We start from the raw sequence: 24300 nt of genomic DNA on the forward strand, positions 1-24300 counted from the left end.
CACCGGAGTTTTCTCATCTTGACCCCCTGCCATGAGCACGACGCCCAACCGTCTTGAGATCCAGCGCCACGCCCAGGACTACTGGCAGATCGTTCGCAACCGCATGGGGTTGATCTTCCTGGCCTTCCTCCTCGTCTTCAGCGTTGCTGCCATCATCACCTACATCATGCCGCGCAAGTACGTGGGCCGGGTGGAGATGGTGATCGAGCGCGTCCAGAGCGATGCTCGCGTCATCGGGCACATGGGGGATTCCCTCGCCGTCTCCTCCGACAGCTTCCTCAAGACCCAGTTCGAGATCCTCTCCAAGCGCAAGACCCTCGACCGCGTGGTGGACAAGCTCGACCTCGTCACCCGCTGGAACGCGCCGAACAAGGCGGCTGCCGCCGGCAAGCTCATGGGGAATCTGGAGCCCCAGAGCAGCATGAAGAGCGACTTCATCACCCTGGAATACTTCGACGAGGACGCCAAGCTGGCCGCAGACATCGCCAACACCATCGCGGAGAGTTACAAGGAAACCCGGCTGGCACTGGACAATGAGCGCACGGACAAGGCGCTGGCCCAGATCACCGCCCAGATCACCGCCAAGGAAGAACAGGCCACCCAGGCGCTCGCCAAGGTGCTCGATATCAAGAAGCGTCTCGGCATCGTGGAGATGCCCGGCTCCGTAGGTCGCGCGGCCAACCAGGATGACGTCTCCACTCCGGAAAGCAGCTCCCTGGTGGACACCATCAAGGACGTCAGCAGGATCCAGCGCGAGATCCGCGACATGACCGCGCAGATCGAGCAGCTCCGCTCCGTGCACGGGGATGACCTCATCCGTCAGGCGGGTGAACTGCGTGTGGAGAACGAGACCATCAAGAAACTCGGCCCCACCTACCAGGATCTCTTGATCTCGCAGAAGAATTTGGGCAATGCAGGTCTCGGACCCAAGCACCCCACCATGAAGGGCATTGCCGACTCCATCCTGCAGACCCGGGGCATGCTGCTGGAAGCGGCGGAGGATTATCGCAAGAACCTCTCCTTCCGCGTGGAGACCGCTCAGAAGCAGCTCACCGAGGCAGAGCGCATGCGGGACAATCAGAAGGACACGTCCATCCAGGCCCAGACAGATCACCAGGAGTTCCTCGCCGCCCAGCGCGAGTGGGAGATCCTCCGCCAGGACGCCACCCGCCTGAAGGACACGCTCTCCCAGAAGCAGATTGATCAGCAGATGACCAAGACCCCGGTCACCGTGTACCAGGCCGCTGAGCCCGGTGCCGCCCCGGTGAAGCCCAACGTGCGCCTGCACCTCATGCTCGGTGCCGTGGTCGGCCTCCTCTGCGGTCTCGGCCTGGCCTTCTTCCTGGAGTATCTGGATACCAGTGTGAAGAGCATGGACGAGGTGGAGTCCATCATGGGCGTGCCCGTGCTCGCCGTCATCCCGAAGGGCGTCGGCGTCCTGCACCGCTCCAGCGGCGTCACACCTGATGCCGAGGCCTACCGCATCCTGCGCACGAACATTGAGTTCAACCGCAAGGACATGAGCGCCAACTGCATCAGCGTGGTCAGCGGCAGTCCAGGGGAGGGGAAGAGCACCACCATGGTAAACCTCGCCACCGTCTGCGCCCAGGCTGGCTACACCACCCTGATCATCGACGCGGACATGCGCCGTCCGCGTCAGCACACCTTCTTCGATGTGCCGCACAACTTTGGCCTCAGCAACTACCTCACCGGCAACGTGCCCTTGGAGGAGGTGGTGGTGCAGACCCAGGTGGACAATCTCTACCTCCTGCCCAGCGGCATCATGCCCGCCGACTGCGCCAGCTTGCTGAACTCCCAAAAGTTCACCGATCTTATCGCGGACATGAAGAGCCGCTTTGACCTCGTGCTCATCGACTCGCCGCCCATCCTGGGCGTCAGCGATGCCAGCGTGCTCTCCGCCGAGGCCGACATGACCCTTATCGTCGTGCAGCATCGCAAGATCCCACGTCACATCCTCGGCCGCGTGAAGCAGGCCATTGAGCAGGTCGGTGGCTCCATCGTCGGCGTGGCGCTCAACCGCGTGGATATCCGCAGCGACAGCAACTACAGCTACCAGACCACCTACTACGGCTACTACCACAACACTCCTCAGCAGGAGGACGCCCCCAAGGGCACCCGCCAGACCTCTTCAAGGAAACAACGCAAGGCGAAGGATGCTCCCGAGCCCCGGAGCCAGCGCGGCACCGCCGGCGGCGATGATGTGTTCTAACCCAAGGCCAATGCCCACCTTCTGAAAGGAATCCCGCGCATGAGCACCCTCTTCTTTCGAGCCCTCCTCATCGGCCTCTTTGGCAGCCTGATGCTGGGGCATGCCATGGCCCAGCAGGCGACCGAGTCCGTTCTGCGTACCGGAGACAGTATCGTGATCAAACTCTCCGGCGTGCCCGCAGAGGAGATCTCCGTGGTTTCCAACAGCTACGACATCGCCGACAACGGCTCCATCAACCTCCCGTACATCGGCGAGATCAAAGCCGCTGGCGTGCGTCCCTCCACCCTGCAGAAGAACATCGAGTCCGCCTACAAGCACGCCGAGATCTTCACGCACCCCACCATCCAGGTCACCCCCAACCGCGAAGCGGCCACCCAGGTCATCTATGTGAGCGGTGAAGTGCGCGCCCCCGGCCGCATTGGCCTCACCCCCGGCATGACCATCCACGACGCCATCACCAGCGCCGGCGGTCCCACCGAATTTGCCGGCATGAAAAAAGTGAAGTTCACCCGCGGCGGCCAGACCCGCGAGCTCGACCTCCGCCGCGCCGATGGCGCCGAAGCCGCCACCCAGGCCCAGCCCGGGGACAGGATTCATGTACCGCAGTGAGCTGCGCTCGTTGAGACGCTGCCGCCGGGGCGGCGGCTAGTTGAGGGGGCCGCAAGCGGCCCGTTGAGACACTGCGTTGGTTGAGACGTCCCGCATGCGGGACTGGTTGAGGAGAACTGAGTAGCGCAGATTGGCAATCGGCATCAGTTGGCCGGAGCGGAGAATGAGTGTTCTCACACGAAGGCACAAAGGCACGAAGAGTTGCTCATTGAGGAGCCACCTGCCGGAAACGCGCTCTTTTTCCCATCGACAGCCTCGAGGAAATAAAGGAGGCGGGGGTTCCCAGCCCCGCTCAGTCGTACGTCTCCTGACGAACTCCGTCCCCATCCGCCCACAAGCCGCTGGCCTCTGTTTGTACTACGAACCGCTTCCAAAGGCACCCGCCTGTTCAGCATTTGCGTCTTTGGACTGTCCAATCCACCCCTGACACCTTAAGCTCACGTCAAGAACACCCGACCTGTTATGGCAACCCCGCCCGAGACTCCCAATGAACCTCGCCCCAAGGGCAAGTCCTTCTGGTCCCGTGTGGAGGCCGCGGGGGATACCATGGAAACTGGCATGCGGGCGTTCCTGGGCTTGCTATTCGCCCTGTTCTTTGCCAGCACCGCCGGCGGTATCGGTAGCCAGATCTGGGTGGGGCTCGGCGTTGTTTTCGCCATGGGTGCTTTCCCCATCGGCTTCCTGATGGGCTTCTTCTGGCTGGAGGTGAAGTTCGCCCTGCAGTTGCTCTTCCAATTCCTCCTCCGAATCGTCATCAACTGGTAAGCCTGGATTTGGAGGCCATCGGTACGAATCAAATTAGGAGACACCGCCTTCTGCCATCCCTTCAGGATAGAGCTTCTTTTTCGGCTACCTGGGGTATCAATCGCTACGCTCCTTCAACGCCCCGGCTACCTTCTGCGATGCCTTCGGCATCGAGCTGTTTCTGAGACGCTGCGCGCACCGAAGTGTTTCGCCGGAGCGCAGGTGACACAGGCGTCCCGCCTGTGGGTGCTACCGGCATCCTGCCGGTTGAGTCCTCCGCATCACCCCCCAACGCCCACCTCGCCGAAGATAAAGGAAGCGGGGGTTCCCAGCCCCGCTCAGTCGCACGTCTGCTGACGAAGCGCGGCCGAATGTGCTGCCACAAGGGCTCATGGAGAAAATGATTGCCCGCCACTTGCTTCGCGGGGAGAATCCCGAGTTCGCAAGAATTTCTGCCGCGATGTCATCACGCTACTCCCTCCTTATCTACTCGCTGGCCGCTGGCATTCTATTGCTCGCCGCATGGCCGCTTGTGGACACCCTGCATAGAGCTCACGCCAGTTGGTCCGTGGTTGCAATGATGACTCTATGGCTAACCTACTTTGGAGTGGCACTTGCTGTCAGCCTGTGGCCTCGCGTGCGGGTGTTGAAAACTGTGAGCTGGGTCCTGTTTGTGCTGAGCATGGTCGGGTTTGTTGCGTTCTACTTGGGGATGATCAAGTGAGGTTGTTTGTTCGTTTCAATAAACCGCCAGCAGAGTGGTGCATGTCGCTTTCCCGCGATGGAGATTCGCGCCGGGGTTGGAGTGCCGCTTTTAAGCGGAATCAGGGTGCGAATAGCCCTTGATGTTGCCCTCGGTGGAAAGTGTCCAATCAACTGGCGATGACTCGGAGTCTTGGACAGGATTCACGTCGTGGGACGTGCGGAATGTGATTCCGCTTAAAAGCGGCACTCCAACCCTGCTGCGGCGCGAGGGCTTTGGTTTGGCTTTGTTGGCCGGGGAGATGCCTGATCCGGATGGCATCGACCTCTCACATCACAAGATTCGTCGCCGGCATGGACAAACTCTTGCCTTCCTCTCTAGAGTCTGAAACAATTTCCCCATGAGCCCGCAGTCCTTCACGACCCTGAAGTGTCTCCTTGCATCGCTGGGGCTTGCGTTCGCTCCCGCCCTCGTTGCCGAGGATGCCAAAGCCAGCGCCAGTCCTACCACAGATCGGACAGGAGTCGCTTCCCTGAAGAAGGACCTTGCTGGTGAATGGCTCTCTTTGTCGGTGCTGTGTCAGGCGGACTGCTCCTGCACTGGTGCCGTCGCTTTCGGTTTCACTGTCACCAGAAATGGCGCTGGCTTCAACCTCACGCCCACCCGCGAGCATCTGAGCAGAGTCAAAAAGGGGAAAGTCCAGTCTATTACTCCCGAGGAAATAGCCCGCCTGACGGAAGCCGCGCTGGCGCACTACCTGATGGCCGTCACCTCGATCGATCCGATGGAGAAAGCCGGGCCCCAGCCCAAAGACAAGACGTTGCAGAGGCTCTGGCTTCAGGCCTATCTCGCCGCAGGGGGCGACCTCATGAGGGATCGTGTCGGCATGCGGATCTCCATCAAGACCGCTTCGGGAAGCAGGGAATACCTCGACTGGTTTGCCAAAGGGGCGGAGCGGGAACTCAATCAGTGGCTGGGCAAGTACGGTGAGGGGCCGGATACGCTGTGAGGGGGCGTGGGTTGAGGAGTGCAGGCGCGGTTGCCCCATCGCATCTCGCGGAATTCCCGGAGTCACATCATTGACCCCACGCCATTCAGCATGGAATGTTTGATCGACAGATGGTCAAATCCCCCTTTGGTTGTCATGCGTATCGATCCTGCTGAAGTCTTTGCCTCCACCGTCGCCTCCCTGCCGGTACGTTTGTTGCTTGCATGGGGTGTTGGCACCCTGGGGGCTTTCACGCCCCTCCTGCTTGCACATGGCCTCGAGTCCTTTGCGGCCATCGGTTGGCAGGCGCTGTTCTTTCCCATCTACCTGTTTTTCACGGCCATGTTCAGCGGTTGGTGGGGATTCGTCGCCGTGCCTCTCGTTGTCGTCTTTGGTTGGAAAGTGCTGGTGTTCTTGAGAGGTGAAGGCAGTGGCACGGATCTATGGTGGATCTTCCTTCTGCCGTTGCTCATCACCATCCGTGCTAGCGGATCCGCATGGCCTTTCGCAGCCGTTGGCGCTGGCATCGCCATCTTCTTCGTCGTGAGACATCAGCGTCGGTACAGCGTACAATCCTGGTAGCGCCTTATGAGCCATTGCATCCTCACTCTGCTAGCCCTTTGCCTCCTGACCGTCCAAGCCACGGCCAACCCCATGGTGTATGACGACGGCAAGCTGTCCTCGACCATGATCCACGAGGATGTCACGATTTCCGTTGGAGCAGGGAAGTCGCAGGTGAAAGGCATCTACCGATTCAAGCTGGATGCCACGAGCACCGGAGAGAAAATTTCAAAGGACACGCTCGTCAAGATCCTCGTTCCCGTATTTGAGCCGCCCAAGCAGATTGCCTCGTCAAAGGTTGAACCTTTCATCACTGTTGGAGCGCGCATCTATCGGGCCAAGAAATGGTACGGTCTCGCTATCCCGCCGCCAGATTGGTATCTGCAGACCTACGTCTGCGAGGTGCCGTTGCGATTTCTCGGCAACGAGTTCGAGGCGACCCTGTCCTATGTGCAGCCCCACTTTGATGGAGACATCGTACGTTATCTCCCTCTCCGGCCTCCGCTGGATAGCCAGGCCTGTCGCATTGTCTTCATCGCGGACGAGGGCCGGGCCTTGCGCCCGAAGTCACGCTGGGCCTGGTTGATCAAAGCCAAGACGAGACTCCAGTTCACGCCCAAGGACCGGGAGATGATTCAGGTGCAGTCGATCCCGGTACCTTGATTCAGATCTTGCAGGTTCGAGGAGTGAAGGTGATGCCGGCATCATGCTGGAGGGGCAAATGCTTTTTTTCTCACACGAAGGCACAAAGGCTCGAAGGGCTGGTAAGACTTCAGCAGGGCGCTGTGCGTCCCATCTGCTTGACGAAGGTTCGCGCCGGGGTTGGAGTACCGCTTTTAAGCGGAATCAGGATGCGAATGTCCCGTGATCTTGCCCCAGGTGGGCTCGGGCGTCCTGGAGTGAAGCCACCTCATGGGACCTGCGAGGCGTGATTCCGCTTAAAAGCGGTACTCCAACCTTGCTGCGGAGCGGTGGTTGTCATTAGGCTGTGCCAGTCGAGTAGGAGCTTGGTGAGCAGCCTGCGCGGCTCCGTTCCCGTTCATTTCAGCCTTGCCAGCGGATCACACTACAGGGCACAATGACGTTGAATCGAATTAAAACCTCGAGCCTGCCAAAGTCCTATGACCCGCGATCTTCAAACCCTCCGTGGCAAGTTCTTCTTCTGGCTTGGCGTCGTAGTGTTTCCCTTGTTCTGGGTGTTGTGGATGAGCCCGCGTCAGTTCACCAGCCGGCAAATGGATGGGTCTCGCATTTGGGCTGTTGTTTATGGTCTGGCTTTGTTGTTGGTTCCGGCCTGCAATGACCGCCTCCACACGTTCCTTTGGAGCTTTTCCCAGATCTCTTTCCAAGTTGGTCTGGTGCTGTGGATCTGGTTGTTCCTGCGCACCATGCCGTTCTGGACGTTTGTTGTGTTCTTCCTCGTGAGCATAGACATCATCGCCATCACGTCGTCGCTCATGCTGCCATGGGTGATGAAACAGGCCCCGCATCCGGCAGCGATGATCTTCATCTTGATCCCCGCGGTGATGCATCTGCTGGTCGAGCCGGTTCGAGGTTCCACTCGTCAGGCCGCCAGACCCTAGACCTGAAGCCTGGGTTGAATAGGATCAAAAGAGAAGGCCGCGCCTTCTGCCATCCCTTCAGGATGGGATCCCTCTCTTCATCCACCGGGGGTATCAGTCGCTATGCTCCTTCAACACCCCGGCTACCTTCTGTGATGCCTTCGGCATCGAGCTTCTACTGAGGTGTTTCGCACATCGCGGGTGTTCCCGTGGCGGGTGACACAGGTGTCCCGCCTGTGTGTGCTTCCGGCATCTTGCCGGTTGAGGCGTTCGCATCGCGACCGACGCCCGCTTGAAAACAAAGGAGTCGAGGTTCCAAGCCCGGCTCAGTCGCAGCTGTCAAGGCCGCCCGACAAGGCACAAAAGAATGTCGCCAACCCGTGTGTCTATCAGGTACCCTCAAAGGGTAAATCGATTTTTCCATTTACTAACCTGCCCGCGCCCCCCGTCCTCCCTATGAACCGGGACCTTGAGACTCTTCGTGGCAAGATCTTCTTCTGGCTCGGCATCGTGGTGTTCCCAGTCTTCTGGGTTTGGTGGATGAACCGACGCCAATTTGCGAAGCACCAAATCCACACGGCCCAAGTTTGGGCCGTGGTTTATGCGCTTGCCGTACTGGCTGCATGGGTGATGATTCCGGACGCGAATGATCGGCTCTGTGCTACGGCATGGTGGTTTTCCAGGATCACGTTCAATGTCGGCGTCGTCTTGTGGATCTGGCTGGTGATTCGCGTCATTCCGTTTTACCAGATCGTCGTGTGTGCCATCGTCTTGGTGGATGTTATCGCCATCCTGTCATCCCAGGCCTCTCCTTGGATGGCGAAGCTGCCGCCAGATCCTTGGTCCCTCCTTTACATTCTGATTCCTGCCACGTTGCACCTCCTTGTGGAACCAGTGCAGTGTTTGCTAGGCCGCTTTGAGGAGACACAAGACTAGAAGACACAAGGCGTAAGACTTGAAGGAGTCAATAATGGAGCTGACGCCTTCTGCCATCCCTTCAGGATGGGATCCCTCTCTTCATCCACCGGGGGTATCAGTCGCTACGCTCCCTCAACGCCCCGGCTACCTTCTGTGATGCCTTCGGCATCGAGTTTCTACTGAGGCGTTTCGCACATCGCGGGTGTTCCCTTGGCGGGTGACACAGGCGTCCCGCCTGTGCGTGCTGCCGGCATCTTGCCGGTGTTGCATCTTCATCACGACTGACACCCATCACGCCGAAGCTAAAGGAGGCGGGGGTTCCCAGCCCCGCTCAGTCGTGCGTCTCCTGACGAGCATCGTTTCTCAAGCCTTCGTTTGTCCAGGATGTGTCGTTTGACTACAGGGGCAACACGAAGATCTTAAGAGATTGCTTCTCCCAAACGCCAACGAAATCAAAAGCTCATGAGTGACGTCCTTCCTCCGCGCCCCGCCTCTCATCGATGGGCGATGGTGTGCTTCGGACTCCAGGCACTTCCTCTGATCGCCATCTTCCTCAAGGACGGCAACTTATGGCGCTTGCCTGTAATGAGTGCTTTTTTGGTGGCGGCGGCATTTGCCTTTGTGCTGCTCTGTTTTGGCGGGCGCAGCATTCTAACCTATTATGGGGTTTCAATCATCTCCATGTTGCTGACAGCGCGGGGTTTTCAAAGCGCATCCTATGGTTGGGGAGTGCTCCAATCAGGCCAGGGAGAGCCTGAGTATGTGCAGGCCATCTATGGAATGTTTGTCTTGGTGCCCCTTTTTGCGTTGGTCAGTTATCGATTTGTCTTCGGCACGCCAAGTCGTCGCTACTTTGGGTTGGATGCAGCTGCCACCAAGGGAGTTCCTTCCGAAAACTAACCGAGGCCTACATCACGACAGTGCCCCCTGGGTTGCTCGCGTCCATACGACGAACAGAGCTTCCAACAGCCCTGGCCCAACCCCCAGCGTCTCCCCGCCCCACCACTCCCAAGTCACCACCCTCTGACGCACTGACGCACTGGACTCCGAAGCCCCTGTCTTCCAAGCGCCCCACCACCCCATGGCCGCCCTCTCGCGCTCATCTGCCCCTGAAAACCGTTGTCCTACCCCCGAAAAAAGGCGATAGATCAGGCCGCCATCCCTCATGTCCGACCGTTCTGCCGCCAATCGTCTCGCCTGGATTGACCTCCTCCGTGGACTGGCGGTGGTGGGCATGATAGAGACCCACGTGGTGAATGTCTTCCTGAATTCCGGGTTCGATTCCGCCGGGTGGCGTTCGCAACTGAGCTTTTTCAATGGCTTGGTCGCCCCCGCTTTCCTCTGGATCGCTGGCTACATTCAAGGGCGCTCCATCCGGCGGAGCCACGAGCTGGGACGCCCGGTGGCCACGGCCGCCCGGTGGCGCCGCCTGGGGTTCGTGACTGCGCTGAGCTTCCTATTACACATTCCCTGGCATTTTTGGGGCGTGGGGGACTTTGGGCTGGCCAGCTGGAAGCACTTTTTCCAGATCGATGTCCTCTCCTGCCTGGGCGTGAGCCTGGGCATCCTGCTGCTGGCAGGGCAACTTCGACCCCGCTGGTTTGATGCGGTATCCGTCGCCCTGTTGGGATTCTTCGTCCTGGCGGCCCCGCTGGCGAGGGGTTGGCACACAGGTTGGCCCATGGTGGATGGTTGGCTGAACCGCACCGAAGGCTCTTTGTTCCCGCTCTTCCCCTGGCTGGGATTTGTTGCCGCGGGCAGTCTGGCAAGCCGCTGGAAGCTCGATGGCTGGTTCTGGCCCGTGCTCGCTGTGGCCATGGCCTGGGGCGGGTATGAACTGGCCTCTGGGCCGTTCTCCAATACCGATCCCTTGTTCTTCGTAGAGCGCTTGGGCTGGCTGCTGGGGCTGATCCTGGTCGTGAAAGCGGTCTCCCGCTTCGCCGCCCCCGCCTGGCTTCAACTCGCCGGGCGCGAGTCGCTCCTGATGTACATGCTGCACATCATCCTCTTGCACTCCTTCCCGGCCGGCGGCGGGATGACCTGGGATCGCAAGATCGGTCAGACGCTGTCGATCCCCAGCGTGGCCCTTGTCTTCGTCGGCCTGCTCAGCGTGTGCCTCCTGGCCGCGTGGTTCAATGAGGGAAGGAAAGCGCGTCGTGCGGAAAGAGCCCGGGAGCGTCAGGAGAACGGGCCAGAGCCCGTGGGAGCGTAGGGGCGATAAGAGGTAAGTGGAGAAATACGGCGAAGCCTGATTCCGCTTCTTGCCGCGATAAAAAAAACCGGGGCACCTTCATTCAGAAGACGCCCCGGTCTGGGGTTGTTTATTTAGGGTGGGGTCTTTTGATTCTTTTTTTGGCGGCCGCTCGTCCTACTGCGGCCGGTCGGTGACAATGCCGCGGGCCTTGTCGATGAGTTGCAGGAATTCACCGCGGTAGCCCAGGTCATCGGAGCCTTTGCCGGCGAGGGCAAGCTGTCGAATCTGTTCCCAGCTGAGCTCTCCGGCGTGTTGGGAGTTCCTCAGCATCATGCCAAAGCCAGCCACAGAGGCGGCGAACTTGAAGTCTCCGGGCGCGTCGGCCATTTTCTTCTCCTTGTCCGTCACGGGCACTTCCATAAGCACGCTGGTATCGGCCAAGGGCTGCTTGTAGCGGAGCTTCACGGTCATCGTCTCGTTGCTGGCGGGCCCTGCCTTCGCCGCCTCGGCAGGTGCCGCTGCAGGTACGGCAGGATTGTTGGCATACTTGAGGTTGTCCACCACCGGGCGTCCGTCGGGGAACTTCACGTTGGCGGGAACGATCTCATACAGGGCGGTGACGGTGTGGCCTTCGCCGATCTCGCCAGCGTCCTTGCGGTCGTTGTTGAAGTCCTGCTTGGCCAGCACGCGGTTCTCATAGCCGAGCAGACGATAGGCCTGCACCTGGGCGGGGTTGAACTCCACCTGGATCTTCACGTCCTTGGCGATGGTCACCAGGGTGGCGTTCATCTGCTCCACGAGCACCTTGCGGGCTTCGCTGAGGCTGTCGATGTAGGCGTAGTTTCCATTACCCTTGTCGGCCAGCGTTTCCATGGTGCGGTCCTTCAGGTTGCCGGTGCCGAAGCCCAGCACGCTGAGGAACACCCGGGAATTGGCCTTCTCCTCGATGAGCTTCTGCAGCTCCTCGGGGCTGCTGATGCCGACGTTGAAGTCGCCATCGGTGCACAGGATCACGCGGTTCACCCCTTCTTTCTGGAAGTGTTGTTGCGCCTGTTCATAGGCCAGGCGGATGCCGCCGGCTCCGTTGGTGGAGCCGCCCGCACCCAGGCCATCGATGGCCTCGATGATCTTCGACTTCTCCGTGCCCGCCGTGGAAGGGAGGGTGACGGCGGTGGAGCCAGCGTAGGTGACGATGGCCACGCGGTCCTTTGTGGAAAGGCGCTCCGTAAGCATGCGCAGGGACTGCTTCACCAGGGGGAGCTTGTCCGGTTCGTCCATCGAACCGGACACATCCACCAGGAAGACGAAGTTGGCCGGGGCGCGCTCCTGCTGGTTCACGCGGCCTTTGATGGCGATGCGAGCCAGACGGTGCTCGGGTTTCCAGGGGGCTTCGGCCAGATCCACCTGCACCGCGAAGGGCTTGTCATCCGACGGGCCTTCATAGGCATAGGGGAAATAATTGATGAGCTCCTCCAGGCGCACGGCGTCGGCCGGCGGGCGCTGACCGCTGTTGAGAAAGCGGCGGACATTGGCGTAGGAGGCTGTGTCCACATCGATGGAGAAGGTGGAGAGCGGCTCCTGGGCTACCGCCATGAAGGGGTTCTCGTAGATAGGCGTGTAGGTTTCGCCTGCTGCAGTAGTTTCTCTCCGACGAAGGGCCTCCGTGCCATCCTTATCCGGTGCCTCCGAGTACGAGCCTGCAAAGGCCCCGGCGGGTTTGTTCTTGTCTGCCTTCGAGAGGTCTGTCTCCATGTAGAAGCTTGTGCCAGCCGTGATGGTCACGCCTGATTGCGTCTGTGCTCCTGCATTGGGTTGGGCTGGCTGGCTGGCTCCCCGGGAAGCGCCATCTGCCTGCATCTTGACCTGAGGCTCCGCTTTCATGACGGCTGCTGGCGCAGCGGCTGCGCCGAACTCTGGATGGGCTGGCGCTCCAGCTGCGGCGGGCTCTGGATTGGACGGCGCAGGGGCAGCCGCGGCTGCGGGAGCCGTCGCTTCAGCACCCACCGCGGGCATGCCGCCACTGGTGCGGGCGGCTGGAGCCGCCTTGGCCTTCGCCATAGGTTTGGCGGGCAGCTGGAGGGTGGACGCGGGGGCTGGTCTCGCCGTGGTGGGTGCTGGCGTGGCCGGTGTGGTGGGGTCATCTGCGGGGGCCAGCCTGGCGCGATCCATCGTGTCCACCGGTACTTCAGTGAGCCGCGACTCTTTCTCCATGAACGTCCGCTGCGGTGCCTGGGCATCCAGCATGTAGCCTGAAACGCCTGCGGGCGGCGAGTTCGGGGCCACGGAGCCAGCAGATTCAGGGGCAGGCACGGCATTGGACTTCCGCCCTCCTTTTTCAGCCTGCTCTTTCTTGCTTTCGACCGCTCCCAAGCCTCTGCCAATGCCTCCACCGCTGCCGCCTGTGGCGGGCTGAGGGGCGGAGATGGGGGCGGGAAGCGGAGTGGGCAGCGCCAACGGGGCTGCTGGGACATTGCCCAAGAGAGACTTCTTGCCTGCGGCCCGCTCATCGGCAGTACCCCTGGACTCATCCTGAAGCTCGATCTTGTCGGCGACACTGGATGAGCCAACCTCCGCTGGGAGGGTGCGGTTCTTCTGCTTCACGGCTGACTCCAGGTCCTTCAGGGCCGGCTCGGCACGCGTCACCGTAATTTCCTCGGACGCATTGGACCGGGCAGCCGCCTCAGGCATGTCCTGCTTGCGCTCAATGAGCACGCCGCTGGGTACGAGCAGTGTCAGGGCCAGTCCTGCAGCGATGGCAGTGGAGATGAACTCGGCCCGCTTCCAGAAGGGGGGGCGCACCACTTTGCGAGGCGTGTTGAGGAAGGCCTTGAGCACCTGGCTGCGTTGATCGCCGGTCAGCTCTTCGTGCTCGGGTGCGGATTGACCGGGGTGTTCCCCCACCTGCTCCTTGAGGAGGCCGCAGAAGAGTTTCATGGCTTCGGCTTCCTCACGCAGGGCGGGGTCTGTGGTCATCTGCTGCTCCAGAGCTGCCCGTTCATGCGGGGGCAGTTCATTGAGCGCGTAGGCAGTGAGTTTTTCGTTCATGGCTGGAAAAGGTGTGGGGGTGGGCGCCTCAGGCATTCAGGGCGAGCCAGCGTTCACGGAGATTGGCCACTCCGAGGTGGATGAGGGTGCCGACGTTTCCGACACTGGTCTTGAGAGCCTCGCTGATCTCCTTGTAGCTGAGGTCTGCTTCAAATTTGAGCCGGACGGCCTCCCGTTGCTTCTCGGGCAGCTGGTGGAGCCACTGGCGCAACTGCTGCGCCAGCTCCTTCTGCTCCAGCTCTGCAGAGGGCATTGGAGTGTTGGAGGATTCCTGGTCGAGAACTTCGAGGTCCATGGGAACGAGACGTTGATGTTTGCGCTGGTGGTCCAGGGCGCGGTTGCGGCAGACCGTGAAGAGCCACGGGGCCAGTCGCTCGCGATCCAGCGTGGCCAGCGACTGGCTCAGCTTGATAAAGACATCCTGGGCGATGTCGCGAGCCTGGTTGATCTCTCCCACGATGCCAAACGCATAGCGAATGACGGGGCGCTCGTAACGTTCGAGCGCGGCGAGGAGGAACGCATGATCAGGGTCACGTTGGCTCATGAGATGTTCAGGGGGCATGACGGCAGGGCGGACCGGATCTTGGAAAATAACGAAAACATTCTTTTCGCGGTCTCCAGAGGGGAGCCGCGGGCGCAGAGTGCGTGAAGTGACGCGCTAGCCCTGGAGCTGGCGGACGAGCTGCTTGATGTCATGCGGACGGCGCACGTCCTTGAAGCGTACTTCTGCACCGGGACTGGCAGAAGAGTCGAAGTCCACATTCCCGATGCCAAGGAGGGCCGCGTAACTTTTTTGCCGCACATCAATGGCGCGGATGTCCGCGATGCGCACCTCCTTGGAATTCCTGCCCACCAGTCCGAACTCCATCTCCACCCGGCGGGTGGTGACGAAGTAGGTGGTGGTGGTGCGGTCCAGTGAGACGAACACGAGGATGAGGGCTGCGATGGAGCCGAGCAGAACGATCCACTCCAGGCCGTACTGCTGGGTGAAGCAGAAGCTGGCTCCACCCAGGCAGGCGAACGTCACCGCCAGGGACTTGGGGTAGGCAAACCAGCTGGGGTGCCCCAGAAAGAGAATCTCCTCCCCGCCGCGGGAGGGCAGGGTGGGGCCAGCGGGAGGAAGGAACTCCTCCGTCTGAAATGAGGGCTGGGTGGACAGGGCAGGCGGGACGGATGACGCGGAGGCCGGGGCAGGGAGTCGCGGTACGAGGAATGCATCCTCCGGCTCATCATCGGGATCAGGCGGGCGTGCAGGCTGAGGCGGGGGCTGGCCCGCCCGGCTGACCGGGCGGGAGAAGAGATCCCGCTCATTCAGGTCTTCATCCTCCTCCTCATCGAGCGCTTCGTCGCGGTCATCGCCGGAAGGTTCATCGTCGAGGGCCTCGTCCTCATCTTCCTCCTCATCCCGTTCATCCGCGTCCTTGCGGATTCGCGTATTCTGGGGAGGCAGGGGGCGGGAGAGGGGTGTGTCTGCGCGGAACTCCTGTTTCAGGGGAGGGCGGGGCCGGGAGCCGGAGGTGGTCTGCGTGGGGGTCCCGGTGGCATCTGGGTAGGGGGCGGCGAGCAGGTCCCCCAGCAGGTGGCCGAAGCCAGTCTCATCATCCACCACGATCTCGCTGCGGCTGAGTTCGCCGCTCTGGAGCATGGCCCGCAGGTCCGCCTTGCTATAGACCTCCGTCAGCGCCGGGTGGTCTGGGAGGAAGTAGCGGGGCAGGCTCATGGCAGGTTGGGTGGAGCAACCATTAGCCTTTTTTAAGCCCTAAAATCAAGCCCGCAAAGGCTGCTCCTCATCCTCATCGTCTTCTGGCACCACGGGAAGCAGGTCCTCCCGGCGGAGAAGCTGTTGCAAGTCCAGCAGGGGGAGCATGGCCGCCGTGGATTTGCAAAGCTCGGCCAGGTAGGGGGTCAGGCGGTCCATCTCTGCAATGGCGTTGTGCACCAGATTGACGATGATGCTCTCATCATAGCGGTGCTTGGAGAAAACCTGCCCCTGGCGGAAGACGACCGTGCCCTGGTCCCAGTCGAGCTCGAAGTTGCCCAGATTCAGATCGCGGTTCACCCGCATGAGCAGCTCTGCGGCGCGGCTCTTGTGCGTGTGCGGCACGGTGATGGAGGCGGTGGCCACCACGCCCAGCACGTGCATCTCACCGTAGCTCTGCACATGTACGGGGACCTTGGTGTGGTAGGCCTCGAAGTTGGACTCCACCACTTCCATCTCGGAAACTTCCCGGTAGGCCCAGCCTTTATTCTTGAATGCGGTCAGGACAGTGGCGTGGAGGGCGGACATGGCAATGACTACGGACAGATCTGGCAGGGGAGACTCAACCCTGCCGAAAAAATCTGGCATCTCATCTCAAGGAGATGGTCGGGGCGAGAGGATTCGAACCTCCGGCCTCGTGGTCCCAAACCACGCGCTCTACCAGGCTAAGCTACGCCCCGAAAAGGTGAGGGCGGAGTTTCGACGAAAACTCTCCAACGTCAAGTGTTAGACTGAATTAACGCAAGATTCTCTGCCGAAACTCCCGCCAGCGTCCTAGCCGCGCCACTGGGGCAGGCTTTCGACCAGAGATCGGGCCCCTTTGGAGAGCCAGGCGTGGGTCTTGTCGATCTTCTTGGGCACCACGGTCTGGGCCAGAGCCACCCAGAAGAGGCTGGCCAGGAGGAGGATGGCACCTGAGATGGCGAAAATGCCTGTCAGGCTGGGATCGGTCTGCCCGTGGGCGATGCCCCAGAAAATCAGACCCAGGCCGGATAGTGATCCCAGCCAGGTCAGCGCGATCTTGCGGGTCCGCGAGCGACTGCAGTCCCGGCACAGGGGGATGCCCACCTTGGCGGTCTTCCGCACGCAGAGGGCGACGATGATGTAGATGATCACATTTGCCAGGATGACCAAGTAGACCAAGGGGTTGTGCCAGGTGAGCGTCTTCTTGAGCACCTTCACCGGTGGGGCGCCGCATTTGAAGCACTTGTCCGGAAGTGGGGAGTCTTTGAGGATCACCATCTGCTTCCCGTCCTGCCAGGGCCCCGCCCCCAGCGTGACGCCTTGGCGAAGTTTGTCCACCACGGTGGGCTTGCAGGAGAGGCACACGTTCATGTTGTCGATTCGGATCAGCTCAGAAGCCGGGTAGAACCGGTTGCACTCCGCACAGGGAGCGACCGGCCCCTGTGCCGTGGCCAGTTGCTCGTCGGGCCATACTTGGGACGCCTGTTGCCAGTCGGGCCAGCCAGCCTTCCAGACCCGGGTGTGGCCATTGATTTCCCCACTTGCCCTCATCGCCTGCAGTTGCGCCTCGCTCACGGGACCTGCCGAGCTGCCATCCTTTTCATAATGCCAATCCATAGGGTCCTTAAGCAAAAAAAGGGCGCATGCGCAATCGATACTGAGGGCCGACGGCGATGCCGGGCGTTTCCTGGGAGACAGTCTGTGACGCACAATTCTGGCGCTCCAGCTTGCTGATTCCCCGCGATGCGCGAGACTGGCAGACTACCTCAAATTTATGTCAGCCGAACGCAAGACCCTCGAAGAACGCGCCCAGATGTCCGACCTGGAGCGCCTGCGTCACTCCTGCGCTCACATCATGGCGACGGCCATCCTGCGGATCTGGCCCGATGCGCAGTTCGCCTATGGTCCGCCGGTGGAGAGCGGGTTCTACTATGACTTTTCCCTGAAGCATCGCATCACTCCGGACGACTTCGAGAAGATCGAAGCGGAGATGAAGAAGATCGCGAAGGAGAACCAGAAGTTCGAAAAGCGCGTGCTCTCCCGTGAGGAAGCCATCGCTCTGGCGGAGAGCGGCCGTCTGGGCGGGCTCAGTGAGCGCCCGGGCAATGCCTCCCAGTTCAAGCTGGACCTCATCGCCAAGATCCCTGAGGGCGAGGAAATTTCCTGTTATCAGAACGGGGAATTCCTGGACCTGTGCGCCGGGCCTCACGTGAACTACACCTCCAAGTGCAAGAACGTGAAGCTCATGTCCATCGCCAGCGCCTACTACATGGGCGATGAGTCGAAGCCTCAGCTTCAGCGTCTCTATGGCACCGCTTTCCCCTCCAGTGAGGAACTGGCGAAGCACCTGGAGCAGCTGGAAGAAGCGAAGAAGCGCGACCACCGCAAGCTGGGCCGCGAGCTCCAGCTCTTTGCGATCGACGAGAAAGTAGGCCAGGGGCTCATCCTCTGGCTGCCCAAGGGCGCGATCATCCGCCAGGAGTTGCAGAACTTCATCGGCGAGGAGCTGCGCAAGCAGGGCTACCAGCAGGTCTTCACCCCGCACATCGGCAAGCTGGAGCTGTACAAGACCAGCGGTCACTTCCCCTACTACAAGGAGAGCCAGTTCAGCCCCGTGGTGGAGAACGATGAACTCGCCAAGGCGGCCGATTGCGGCTGCTCCTGCGCCGAGGTCATGGCCCGCCTGGAAGGTGTGTCCAAGAAGCTGCGCGAGGAGATCAACTCCCGCACCGGTCAGGACACCATCACTGCGGACCGCGTGGTGCCGGATGAAGATCTCATGGACGGTTTCCTCCTGAAACCCATGAACTGCCCGCATCACATCCGCATCTACGCGCAGAGCCCGAAGAGCTACCGCGATCTGCCGGTGCGTCTGGCAGAGTTCGGCACCGTGTATCGCTGGGAGCAGAGCGGTGAGCTGGGTGGCCTCACCCGGGTTCGTGGATTTACCCAGGACGATGCGCACCTCTTCTGCACGGAAGACCAGGTGGAGCAGGAGATCATGGGCTGCCTCAGCCTCGTGAAGACCGTGCTCACCACCCTGGGCATGTCTGACTACCGCGTGCGCGTGGGCCTGCGTGACCCCGACAGCAACAAGTACACCGGCACCTCAGAGAGCTGGGACAAGGCCGAAGCCTCCTGCCGCAAGGCAGCAAGCACCCTCGGCGTGCCCTTCACCGAGGAGCCCGGCGAAGCCGCCTTCTACGGCCCGAAGATCGACTTCGTGGTCAAGGATGTGATCGGCCGCGAGTGGCAGCTCGGCACCGTGCAGGTGGACTACAACAACCCCGTTCGTTTTGATCTTACCTACATCGGTGCGGACAACGCCGCGCATCGCCCGGTGATGATCCACCGTGCGCCGTTCGGCAGCATGGAGCGCTTCACCGGCGTGCTCATCGAGCACTTCGCCGGCCACTTCCCCGTGTGGCTCGCCCCTGAGCAGGTGCGCGTGCTGACCGTGAGCGAGAAGAGCGATGCCTTCGCCAACGAGGTGCTCAACGAACTCAAGGCCAAAGGCGTCCGCGTGGTGCTGGACCAGTCCTCTGACAAGATCGGGGCCAAGATCCGCAACTCGCAGATCGACAAGATCCCGTACATGCTCGTGATCGGTGAGAAGGAAGCCAACAGCGGTGCCGTGGCCGTGCGTCACTCCAAGAAGGGCGACCTCGGCGTGAAGGCGCTGGGCGAGTTCGTGACCGGTCTTCAGGAAGAGATCGCGGAGCGGAAGCTGTAGGAAGTATTCAGCTCAGGAGAAGTTTCAGGAAACCCCGGTTGAGAAACCGGGGTTTTTTGTTGGTGGGGGGGCAGACTGGTGCGCAGAGGTTGTCAGCGCCCCTGTTGGTGTCGTGTGCGTTTCCTCTATGCCGAAGGCATTTCAGAGGGTAGCCAGGGGTTGAGCGTAGCGATACCCCTGGATAGCATGACCATCAGAGGCACCCTGAAGGGGTGCAAGAACACGTTGCAGGCGGAGAGAACGCCTTCTGGCACCCCTTCAGGGTGCAATGAAACAGCCATCTTTACCAGGGATGGGGCTCGCTAAACTCGCCCAATCCCTGGCTACCTTCTATCATGCCTTCGGCATGGGGAGCGGTAATGTTACCATCGGGGGTGAATGATGATTTGGAGAGGTTGACAACTCACGAGATAGCGGATGTGGTCGTGTGCGTTTCCTCTATGCCGAAGGCATTTCAGAGGGTAGCCAGGGGTTGAGCGTAGCGATACCCCTGGATAGCATGACCATCAGAGGCACCCTGAAGGGGTGCAAGAACACGTTGCAGGCGGAGAGAGCGCCTTCTGGCGCCCCTTCAGGGTGCAATGAAAGAGCCATCTTTACCAGGGATGGGGCTCGCTAAACTCGCCCAATCCCTGGCTACCTTCTATCATGCCTTCGGCATGGGATATCTCTATCCGCGAATCTCCTCCCCGCACACTCACCCGCGCTCCCTCAGGAACCGCTCGATCTCCTCGGCCAGTCCCTTGCCGATTCCTTGAACCTTGGCGATCTCTTCCACGGTCGCCTTCCGCAATCTCGTCACCGAGCCGAAGTGCCTCAACAAATTGGCCTTCCTCGTCTGGCTCACACCGGGGCAGTCATCCAGGATGCTTTCCTCGACCCGGCGGCCGAGCAGCAGCTGGTGGTAGCCGTTGGCCCAGCGGTGGGCTTCGTCGCGAATGCGCTGCAGCAGCTTCAGGGCACCGCGATCATGCGGGATCAGCAGGGGCTGCTCCACATCGGGGCGATAGACTTCCTCGTTTTCCTTGGCCAGACCGATGATGGGCACTTCATGCAGGCCCAGGCGCTGCAGTTCCTTGGTGGCGGAGGAGAGCTGGCCCTTGCCGCCGTCCACGATGATGAGGTTGGGCAGGGTGACAAATTTCGGACCCACGCCCTTGGGCTTTTCTTCCTCGAGCCGGCGCATGGCTTCCAGCGGATTTTCCTGGGAGGCATCGGCGGCCTCTTCGCCCAGCGCGGCCCGGCCCTCCAGCAGAATGCGGGAGTAGCGACGGCGCACGACCTCGCTCATGGCGGCGAAGTCGTTCTGCCCGCTGACGATGCGGATGCGGTAGCGCCGGTAGTTGGCGTTGTCCGGGGTGCCGTTCTTGAACCTCACCATGCTGGCCACGCAGTGGGCGGTGCCGATGTTGGCGATGTCAAAGCACTCCATCACCAGCGGCGGATCTTCCAGACCCAGGTACTCCTGCAACTCCGCCACATCGCTCATGGGATCGATGGTGCTGGAGATGCGGGCGCGGGCGCCACGCTCGAAGGTGCGGGTGGGGCGCAGCGTCTTCTTGAAGTCCTCGATCATGTCGCGCAGTTCGGCGGCTTTCTCGAAGTCCAGTCTGGCCGCGGCCTTCTTCATCTCCTCCTCCAGCGCGGTGACGAGGTCCCTCGATTTGCCTTCGAGGAATTCACACGCGCGATCGATGCGGGCGCGGTACTCCTCCTGCGTCACCCGGCCGATGCACGGGGCGGAGCACTTCTTGATGATGTCGTTGTTGCAGTGCTTGTAGTCGTCTTCATCCGGATGCAGCGGGCGGCAGACACGCAGGCCGAACTCCCGGTTCATCCAGTTCAACGTGGTGCGCAGCGCGCCGGAGTGGGCAAAGGGGCCAAAGTACCGGGCACCGTCGTCCTTCTTCAACCGGGTGAGGGTGAAGCGGGGGAAGGGCTCTGCCATCTGCACCTTCACCAGCAGGAAGCGCTTGTCGTCGCGGAAGCTGATGTTGTACTTGGGCCGGAAGTCCTTGATGAGGCGGCCTTCGAGAAGGAGGGCCTCCGGCTCGTTCCGCACCAGCTGGGTTTCGAAATCCCAGATGCTGTCGATGAGCGCCCGCGTCTTGAGATCCGCCTTCCGCGCCCGGGAGGGCATGAAGTAGCTGCTCAGGCGCTTGCGCAGGTCGCGCGCCTTGCCCACATAGATCACCCGGTTCAAGCGGTCACGCATGACATAGATCCCCGGTTGGTGGGGCACGTCATGCAGCCTGGCATTGAGGTCGGGTTTCTCGCGGGAAAAGGACATGGATGGACCGGTAATGTAACGTGGGCAGCCCCCCGGCGGCAAATTGAGATTGCACTCTGAAGCTGGATGGAGGAAAATCCGCCCGCCAGATGGGCGGCTGGCACCGCTCACCTTCAAGGTACGTTTCATGGCCCCCCTTCGTCCCAGCATCCGGCATCTTTATCTGCTCGCGCTGTTTCAGCTCGTGGGCGGGCCGCTGGTGATTCTGGCCGTCGTTTTCTTCAGCCGGATGGTGGTCCACCAGGCTGCGGAGCATGGCTTGAAGGTCGGGGTGGTGAAGGCCAGCCAGAGCGAGGAATGGCAGAAAGTGGCCTCTGCCCTGAGCGGAGCCAGCTGCGGACACTCTTCCGCTGGCCAGAAAGATCCGGTGCCAGTGGTCAAAGATCCCAGCGGCAAGCTGATCGGCTTAGTGTGGCAGGGGGTCACCCTTCCCGCAGAACAACTCGTTCTCTGCGAAGGTCCGCATCTCTGGGTGCGAACTCTGACCTCAGCCTGGCCTCATGCGCCGCCCCGGCCACCGCCACGAAGCGTGTGAGCTCCTACCGGTAAGCCTTCGGCATCCGGTGCTTTTTTGCTGAATGCCGTCTCCCACGGTGGAGGAGGCAGAATGGTGCGTGACTGCGCCCTGCCCTGATGAACTAACGGGCAGGTTCCACGTCCCCCCCGGCAAAGCATCCTGCAGTCTGACGGTGAACTGGATCCTCGTGCCCAGGTCACATCCGCCTCTGTGAAGGCGGACGCCCCCATGACAGAACGAATTCTACCTATTTCTCCATGCGACTTTCAAAACGCTCCCAGCTTGCTATCGTTTCATCCTTCGCGACGGCTGTTGCCGCTCCTCTAGCAGCGCAAGAAACTGCCACAGAACTCGACGCCGTTACGGTGGTCGGGAAGGCGGATGACCTCTTGGGCACCGCGCCTGCGGCTTCCGAAGGTCATGCCAGTTCAGAAGATCTGTTGAGCCGCCCGATCCTGCGCCGGGGCGAGATCCTGGAAACCATCCCCGGGGTCATCATCACGCAGCATGCTGGTGGCGGCAAGGCCAACCAGTACTTCCTTCGCGGCTACAATCTCGACCACGGCACCGACTTCGCCACCAGCCTGGATGGGATGCCGTTGAACATGCGAACCCACGCTCACGGCCAGGGTTACACTGACCTCAATGGTGTGATCCCGGAGCTGGTGGAGCGTCTGGACTATGTGAAGGGCACTTACACCGCCGCCAACGGAGATCTCTCCACTGCGGGCAGTGCCAACTTCCTCCTCTTCAAACATCTGGAGCGAAATCAGGCTACGTTTGAGATCGGGGAGGACAACTATTACCGCGGCCTCATCGCCGGATCCATCCGACTGGATTCCCCCGTGGCCCCCGCCGATGGCGTGGTGATCAGCGCCAAAAACACAGGCAAAAACGTCCAGCCGGTGGCTCCTGTGGACCCCGGCGTGACCGAGAGCCTCACTTATGCGCTGGAATACAACACCTACGACGGCCCCTGGGTGCTGCCGGAGGACTTTGAGCGCTGGAATGGCCTGCTGCGCTATTTCAAGGGTGATGAAGACAACTGGTTCACCGCCACGCTCATGGGCTACCATGGTGAGTGGAACTCCAGCGACCAGATTCCAGAGCGGGCTGTCAAGGATGGCCGAATTGACCGGTTTGGCACCGTGGATCCCACGACGGGTGGCCACTCCCAACGCTACAGCTTGAACCTGGCCTTCCAGACGACGGACGGTGACGTCGTCACCACGGGGAACGTGTACGGAATCCGCTACGACCTCGACCTTTACTCAAGCTTCACTTATTTCCTCGACTATCCGGATCACGGTGATCAGTTCCAGCAAAAGGAGGAGCGCTGGGTCATCGGGGGCAATCTGGCCCGCACGTGGAGGAACCAGGAGTTCTTCGGCACTCCGGCGGACTATACCTTCGGCTTTCAGACCCGTCATGATCTGATCGACCCGATCGGTCTCTACCGCACGGAGGCGCGTCGTCGCTTCGCCACCGTGCGTGAGGACGAGGTGTATGAGAGTAGCTACAGTGTGTACGCAGACAGCACGGTCCGTTGGACGGATTGGTTCCGAACGAACATCGGCGTGCGTGGGGATGTGTTCTACTTTGACACCTCACAGAGCACCCTTGCCGCCAATGAGGGCTCTGAGTGGGATGGCATTGTCAGCCCGAAGTTCAGTGCTGTCTTTGGCCCGTGGAAGGAAACGGAGTTCTACCTCAACTATGGGATGGGCTTCCACAGCAATGATGCCCGTGGCGTGAACACCTTTGTGGATCCCAACAGCGGTGATCGCGTGGACAAGGTGGACCCGCTGGTCCGCACGATGGGCGGTGAGATCGGCGTGCGCACCCAGGTGGTGCCGCATCTCACCAGCACGCTGGCCCTTTTCTGGCTGGAGAGTGACAGTGAGCTCGTGTACATCGGCGATGCCGGTGCCAATGAAGCTGGTCCCGGCTCCCGGCGGTACGGCATTGAGTTCGCCAACTACTGGCGTCCGGTGCATTGGTTCAGCCTGGACGCAGAGTTCGCGATCACCCACGCGCGGTTCACGGACTCCGGTAATGAGGACTACATCCCGGGGAGCATTCCCTTCATGTTCAGCGGCGGGATGACCCTCGGTGCGCATGGAGGAGATGAGGGCTTCTTTGCCACTCTGCGGGCACGCGCCTTTGACCGTCGCCCCCTCATTGAGGACAACAGCGTGAAAGGCAAGTCCAGCTTCCTGGTGAATGCCGGGGTGGGCTATCGCAAGGCCAACTGGGAGGCCGCGGTGGAGTGTCTGAACCTCTTTGACCGCGATGACAACGACATCGAGTACTACTACACCAGCCGTCTCCAGAACGAGCGGTCGGCAGGGTATGATGATGTGCACCTGCACCCCACGGAGCCGAGGACGTTTCGGTTGAGAGTGACGTATCGGTTCTAGGAGCTGGTGGGGGGAAGGCTTCAAAGGCCAAACTCCAAACTTCAAACTCCAACGATCAAACTT

Annotated in this window: 20 protein-coding genes and 1 tRNA gene; 14 read left to right on the forward strand and 7 right to left on the reverse strand. The window is 61.0% G+C overall.

What is annotated here, in order from left to right; genetic code table 11:
• Positions 1–31: 31 nt before the first annotated feature.
• The 11 genes from BV106_RS13425 (at position 32) to BV106_RS13480 (ending at position 10527) form a co-directional block, all read left to right on the forward strand.
• The gene (locus BV106_RS13425; protein ID WP_038165410.1) at positions 32–2230 is read left to right on the forward strand and encodes a polysaccharide biosynthesis tyrosine autokinase; all 2199 of its coding nucleotides are present in this window, start codon (positions 32–34) and stop codon (positions 2228–2230) included.
• Positions 2231–2269: 39 nt separating this feature from the next.
• On the forward strand, positions 2270–2839 hold the full coding sequence (locus BV106_RS13430) for a polysaccharide biosynthesis/export family protein (RefSeq protein ID WP_038165411.1): 570 nt from the start codon (positions 2270–2272) through the stop codon (positions 2837–2839).
• A 462-nt stretch (positions 2840–3301) separates the two neighbouring features.
• A complete protein-coding gene (locus BV106_RS13435; protein ID WP_038165412.1) occupies positions 3302–3604 on the forward strand; it encodes a hypothetical protein in 303 nt (100 codons plus the stop codon).
• 370 nt (positions 3605–3974) lie between these two features.
• Positions 3975–4307: a hypothetical protein gene (locus BV106_RS13440; protein ID WP_038165413.1), complete on the forward strand. Its 333-nt coding sequence runs from the start codon at positions 3975–3977 to the stop codon at positions 4305–4307.
• A 379-nt stretch (positions 4308–4686) separates the two neighbouring features.
• On the forward strand, positions 4687–5295 hold the full coding sequence (locus BV106_RS13445) for a hypothetical protein (RefSeq protein WP_038165415.1): 609 nt from the start codon (positions 4687–4689) through the stop codon (positions 5293–5295).
• A 135-nt stretch (positions 5296–5430) separates the two neighbouring features.
• Positions 5431–5856, forward strand: coding sequence for a hypothetical protein (locus BV106_RS13450; RefSeq protein ID WP_038165417.1), 426 nt, complete (start codon positions 5431–5433; stop codon positions 5854–5856).
• 6 nt (positions 5857–5862) lie between these two features.
• Entirely contained in the window at positions 5863–6498 is a 636-nt protein-coding gene (locus tag BV106_RS13455) for a hypothetical protein (protein WP_265595652.1), read from the forward strand.
• A gap of 458 nt (positions 6499–6956) precedes the next feature.
• Positions 6957–7418 carry a hypothetical protein gene (locus BV106_RS13460; RefSeq protein ID WP_038165419.1) on the forward strand — a complete coding sequence of 154 codons (462 nt, stop codon included), beginning with the start codon at positions 6957–6959 and terminating at the stop codon, positions 7416–7418.
• 435 nt (positions 7419–7853) lie between these two features.
• Positions 7854–8333, forward strand: a complete 480-nt coding sequence (locus BV106_RS13465) for a hypothetical protein (protein WP_038165420.1) — start codon at positions 7854–7856, stop codon at positions 8331–8333.
• A gap of 444 nt (positions 8334–8777) precedes the next feature.
• Entirely contained in the window at positions 8778–9215 is a 438-nt protein-coding gene (locus tag BV106_RS13470; protein ID WP_265595653.1) for a hypothetical protein, read from the forward strand.
• A 265-nt stretch (positions 9216–9480) separates the two neighbouring features.
• The gene (locus BV106_RS13480) at positions 9481–10527 is read left to right on the forward strand and encodes a heparan-alpha-glucosaminide N-acetyltransferase domain-containing protein (RefSeq protein WP_038165425.1); all 1047 of its coding nucleotides are present in this window, start codon (positions 9481–9483) and stop codon (positions 10525–10527) included.
• A gap of 156 nt (positions 10528–10683) precedes the next feature.
• Here the strand turns inward: BV106_RS13480 and BV106_RS38470 are convergent, their stop codons facing one another.
• The 6 genes from BV106_RS38470 to BV106_RS13510 form a co-directional block, all read right to left on the reverse strand.
• The gene (locus BV106_RS38470) at positions 10684–13554 is read right to left on the reverse strand and encodes a von Willebrand factor type A domain-containing protein (protein WP_051945755.1); all 2871 of its coding nucleotides are present in this window, start codon (positions 13552–13554) and stop codon (positions 10684–10686) included.
• 28 nt (positions 13555–13582) lie between these two features.
• Positions 13583–14098 (reverse strand): sigma-70 family RNA polymerase sigma factor, encoded by a 516-nt coding sequence (locus BV106_RS13490; RefSeq protein ID WP_265592710.1) that lies wholly within the window; start codon positions 14096–14098, stop codon positions 13583–13585.
• A 114-nt stretch (positions 14099–14212) separates the two neighbouring features.
• Positions 14213–15274 (reverse strand): PH domain-containing protein, encoded by a 1062-nt coding sequence (locus BV106_RS13495; protein WP_038165428.1) that lies wholly within the window; start codon positions 15272–15274, stop codon positions 14213–14215.
• A 45-nt stretch (positions 15275–15319) separates the two neighbouring features.
• Positions 15320–15841: a YbjN domain-containing protein gene (locus tag BV106_RS13500; RefSeq protein ID WP_265595654.1), complete on the reverse strand. Its 522-nt coding sequence runs from the start codon at positions 15839–15841 to the stop codon at positions 15320–15322.
• A 75-nt stretch (positions 15842–15916) separates the two neighbouring features.
• A tRNA-Pro gene (locus tag BV106_RS13505) sits at positions 15917–15993 on the reverse strand.
• Positions 15994–16087: 94 nt separating this feature from the next.
• Positions 16088–16894 (reverse strand): DUF4339 domain-containing protein, encoded by an 807-nt coding sequence (locus BV106_RS13510; RefSeq protein WP_038165431.1) that lies wholly within the window; start codon positions 16892–16894, stop codon positions 16088–16090.
• Between the two features lie 157 nt (positions 16895–17051).
• Between BV106_RS13510 and thrS the strand changes: the two genes are divergently transcribed.
• Positions 17052–19010, forward strand: a complete 1959-nt coding sequence (gene thrS / locus BV106_RS13515) for a threonine--tRNA ligase (protein ID WP_081891704.1) — start codon at positions 17052–17054, stop codon at positions 19008–19010.
• Between the two features lie 697 nt (positions 19011–19707).
• Here the strand turns inward: thrS and BV106_RS13520 are convergent.
• The gene (locus BV106_RS13520) at positions 19708–21300 is read right to left on the reverse strand and encodes an excinuclease ABC subunit UvrC (RefSeq protein WP_038165433.1); all 1593 of its coding nucleotides are present in this window, start codon (positions 21298–21300) and stop codon (positions 19708–19710) included.
• A gap of 127 nt (positions 21301–21427) precedes the next feature.
• Between BV106_RS13520 and BV106_RS13525 the strand changes: the two genes are divergently transcribed.
• Both BV106_RS13525 and BV106_RS13530 read left to right on the forward strand, forming a co-directional pair.
• Complete coding sequence (locus BV106_RS13525) at positions 21428–21835, forward strand: hypothetical protein (protein ID WP_038165435.1); 408 nt, start codon at positions 21428–21430, stop codon at positions 21833–21835.
• A gap of 239 nt (positions 21836–22074) precedes the next feature.
• Positions 22075–24237, forward strand: a complete 2163-nt coding sequence (locus tag BV106_RS13530; RefSeq protein WP_063767932.1) for a TonB-dependent receptor — start codon at positions 22075–22077, stop codon at positions 24235–24237.
• Positions 24238–24300 lie beyond the last annotated feature (63 nt).

Origin of the sequence: Verrucomicrobium sp. BvORR106, from assembly GCF_000739655.1 — a bacterium.
Classification (GTDB): Bacteria; Verrucomicrobiota; Verrucomicrobiia; order Verrucomicrobiales; family Verrucomicrobiaceae; genus Verrucomicrobium.

Coding starts and splice junctions, on each gene's coding strand:
- thrS (WP_081891704.1), top strand. CDS start 17,052: ATGTCAGCCGAACGCAAGACCCTCGAAGAACGCGCCCAGATGTCCGAC.
- BV106_RS13520 (WP_038165433.1), bottom strand. CDS start 21,300: ATGTCCTTTTCCCGCGAGAAACCCGACCTCAATGCCAGGCTGCATGAC.
- BV106_RS13450 (WP_038165417.1), top strand. CDS start 5,431: ATGCGTATCGATCCTGCTGAAGTCTTTGCCTCCACCGTCGCCTCCCTG.
- BV106_RS13525 (WP_038165435.1), top strand. CDS start 21,428: ATGGCCCCCCTTCGTCCCAGCATCCGGCATCTTTATCTGCTCGCGCTG.
- BV106_RS13500 (WP_265595654.1), bottom strand. CDS start 15,841: ATGTCCGCCCTCCACGCCACTGTCCTGACCGCATTCAAGAATAAAGGC.
- BV106_RS13465 (WP_038165420.1), top strand. CDS start 7,854: ATGAACCGGGACCTTGAGACTCTTCGTGGCAAGATCTTCTTCTGGCTC.
- BV106_RS13530 (WP_063767932.1), top strand. CDS start 22,075: ATGCGACTTTCAAAACGCTCCCAGCTTGCTATCGTTTCATCCTTCGCG.
- BV106_RS38470 (WP_051945755.1), bottom strand. CDS start 13,554: ATGAACGAAAAACTCACTGCCTACGCGCTCAATGAACTGCCCCCGCAT.
- BV106_RS13490 (WP_265592710.1), bottom strand. CDS start 14,098: ATGAGCCAACGTGACCCTGATCATGCGTTCCTCCTCGCCGCGCTCGAA.
- BV106_RS13430 (WP_038165411.1), top strand. CDS start 2,270: ATGAGCACCCTCTTCTTTCGAGCCCTCCTCATCGGCCTCTTTGGCAGC.
- BV106_RS13495 (WP_038165428.1), bottom strand. CDS start 15,274: ATGAGCCTGCCCCGCTACTTCCTCCCAGACCACCCGGCGCTGACGGAG.
- BV106_RS13460 (WP_038165419.1), top strand. CDS start 6,957: ATGACCCGCGATCTTCAAACCCTCCGTGGCAAGTTCTTCTTCTGGCTT.
- BV106_RS13425 (WP_038165410.1), top strand. CDS start 32: ATGAGCACGACGCCCAACCGTCTTGAGATCCAGCGCCACGCCCAGGAC.
- BV106_RS13455 (WP_265595652.1), top strand. CDS start 5,863: ATGAGCCATTGCATCCTCACTCTGCTAGCCCTTTGCCTCCTGACCGTC.
- BV106_RS13445 (WP_038165415.1), top strand. CDS start 4,687: ATGAGCCCGCAGTCCTTCACGACCCTGAAGTGTCTCCTTGCATCGCTG.
- BV106_RS13480 (WP_038165425.1), top strand. CDS start 9,481: ATGTCCGACCGTTCTGCCGCCAATCGTCTCGCCTGGATTGACCTCCTC.
- BV106_RS13510 (WP_038165431.1), bottom strand. CDS start 16,894: ATGGATTGGCATTATGAAAAGGATGGCAGCTCGGCAGGTCCCGTGAGC.
- BV106_RS13440 (WP_038165413.1), top strand. CDS start 3,975: ATGGAGAAAATGATTGCCCGCCACTTGCTTCGCGGGGAGAATCCCGAG.
- BV106_RS13470 (WP_265595653.1), top strand. CDS start 8,778: ATGAGTGACGTCCTTCCTCCGCGCCCCGCCTCTCATCGATGGGCGATG.
- BV106_RS13435 (WP_038165412.1), top strand. CDS start 3,302: ATGGCAACCCCGCCCGAGACTCCCAATGAACCTCGCCCCAAGGGCAAG.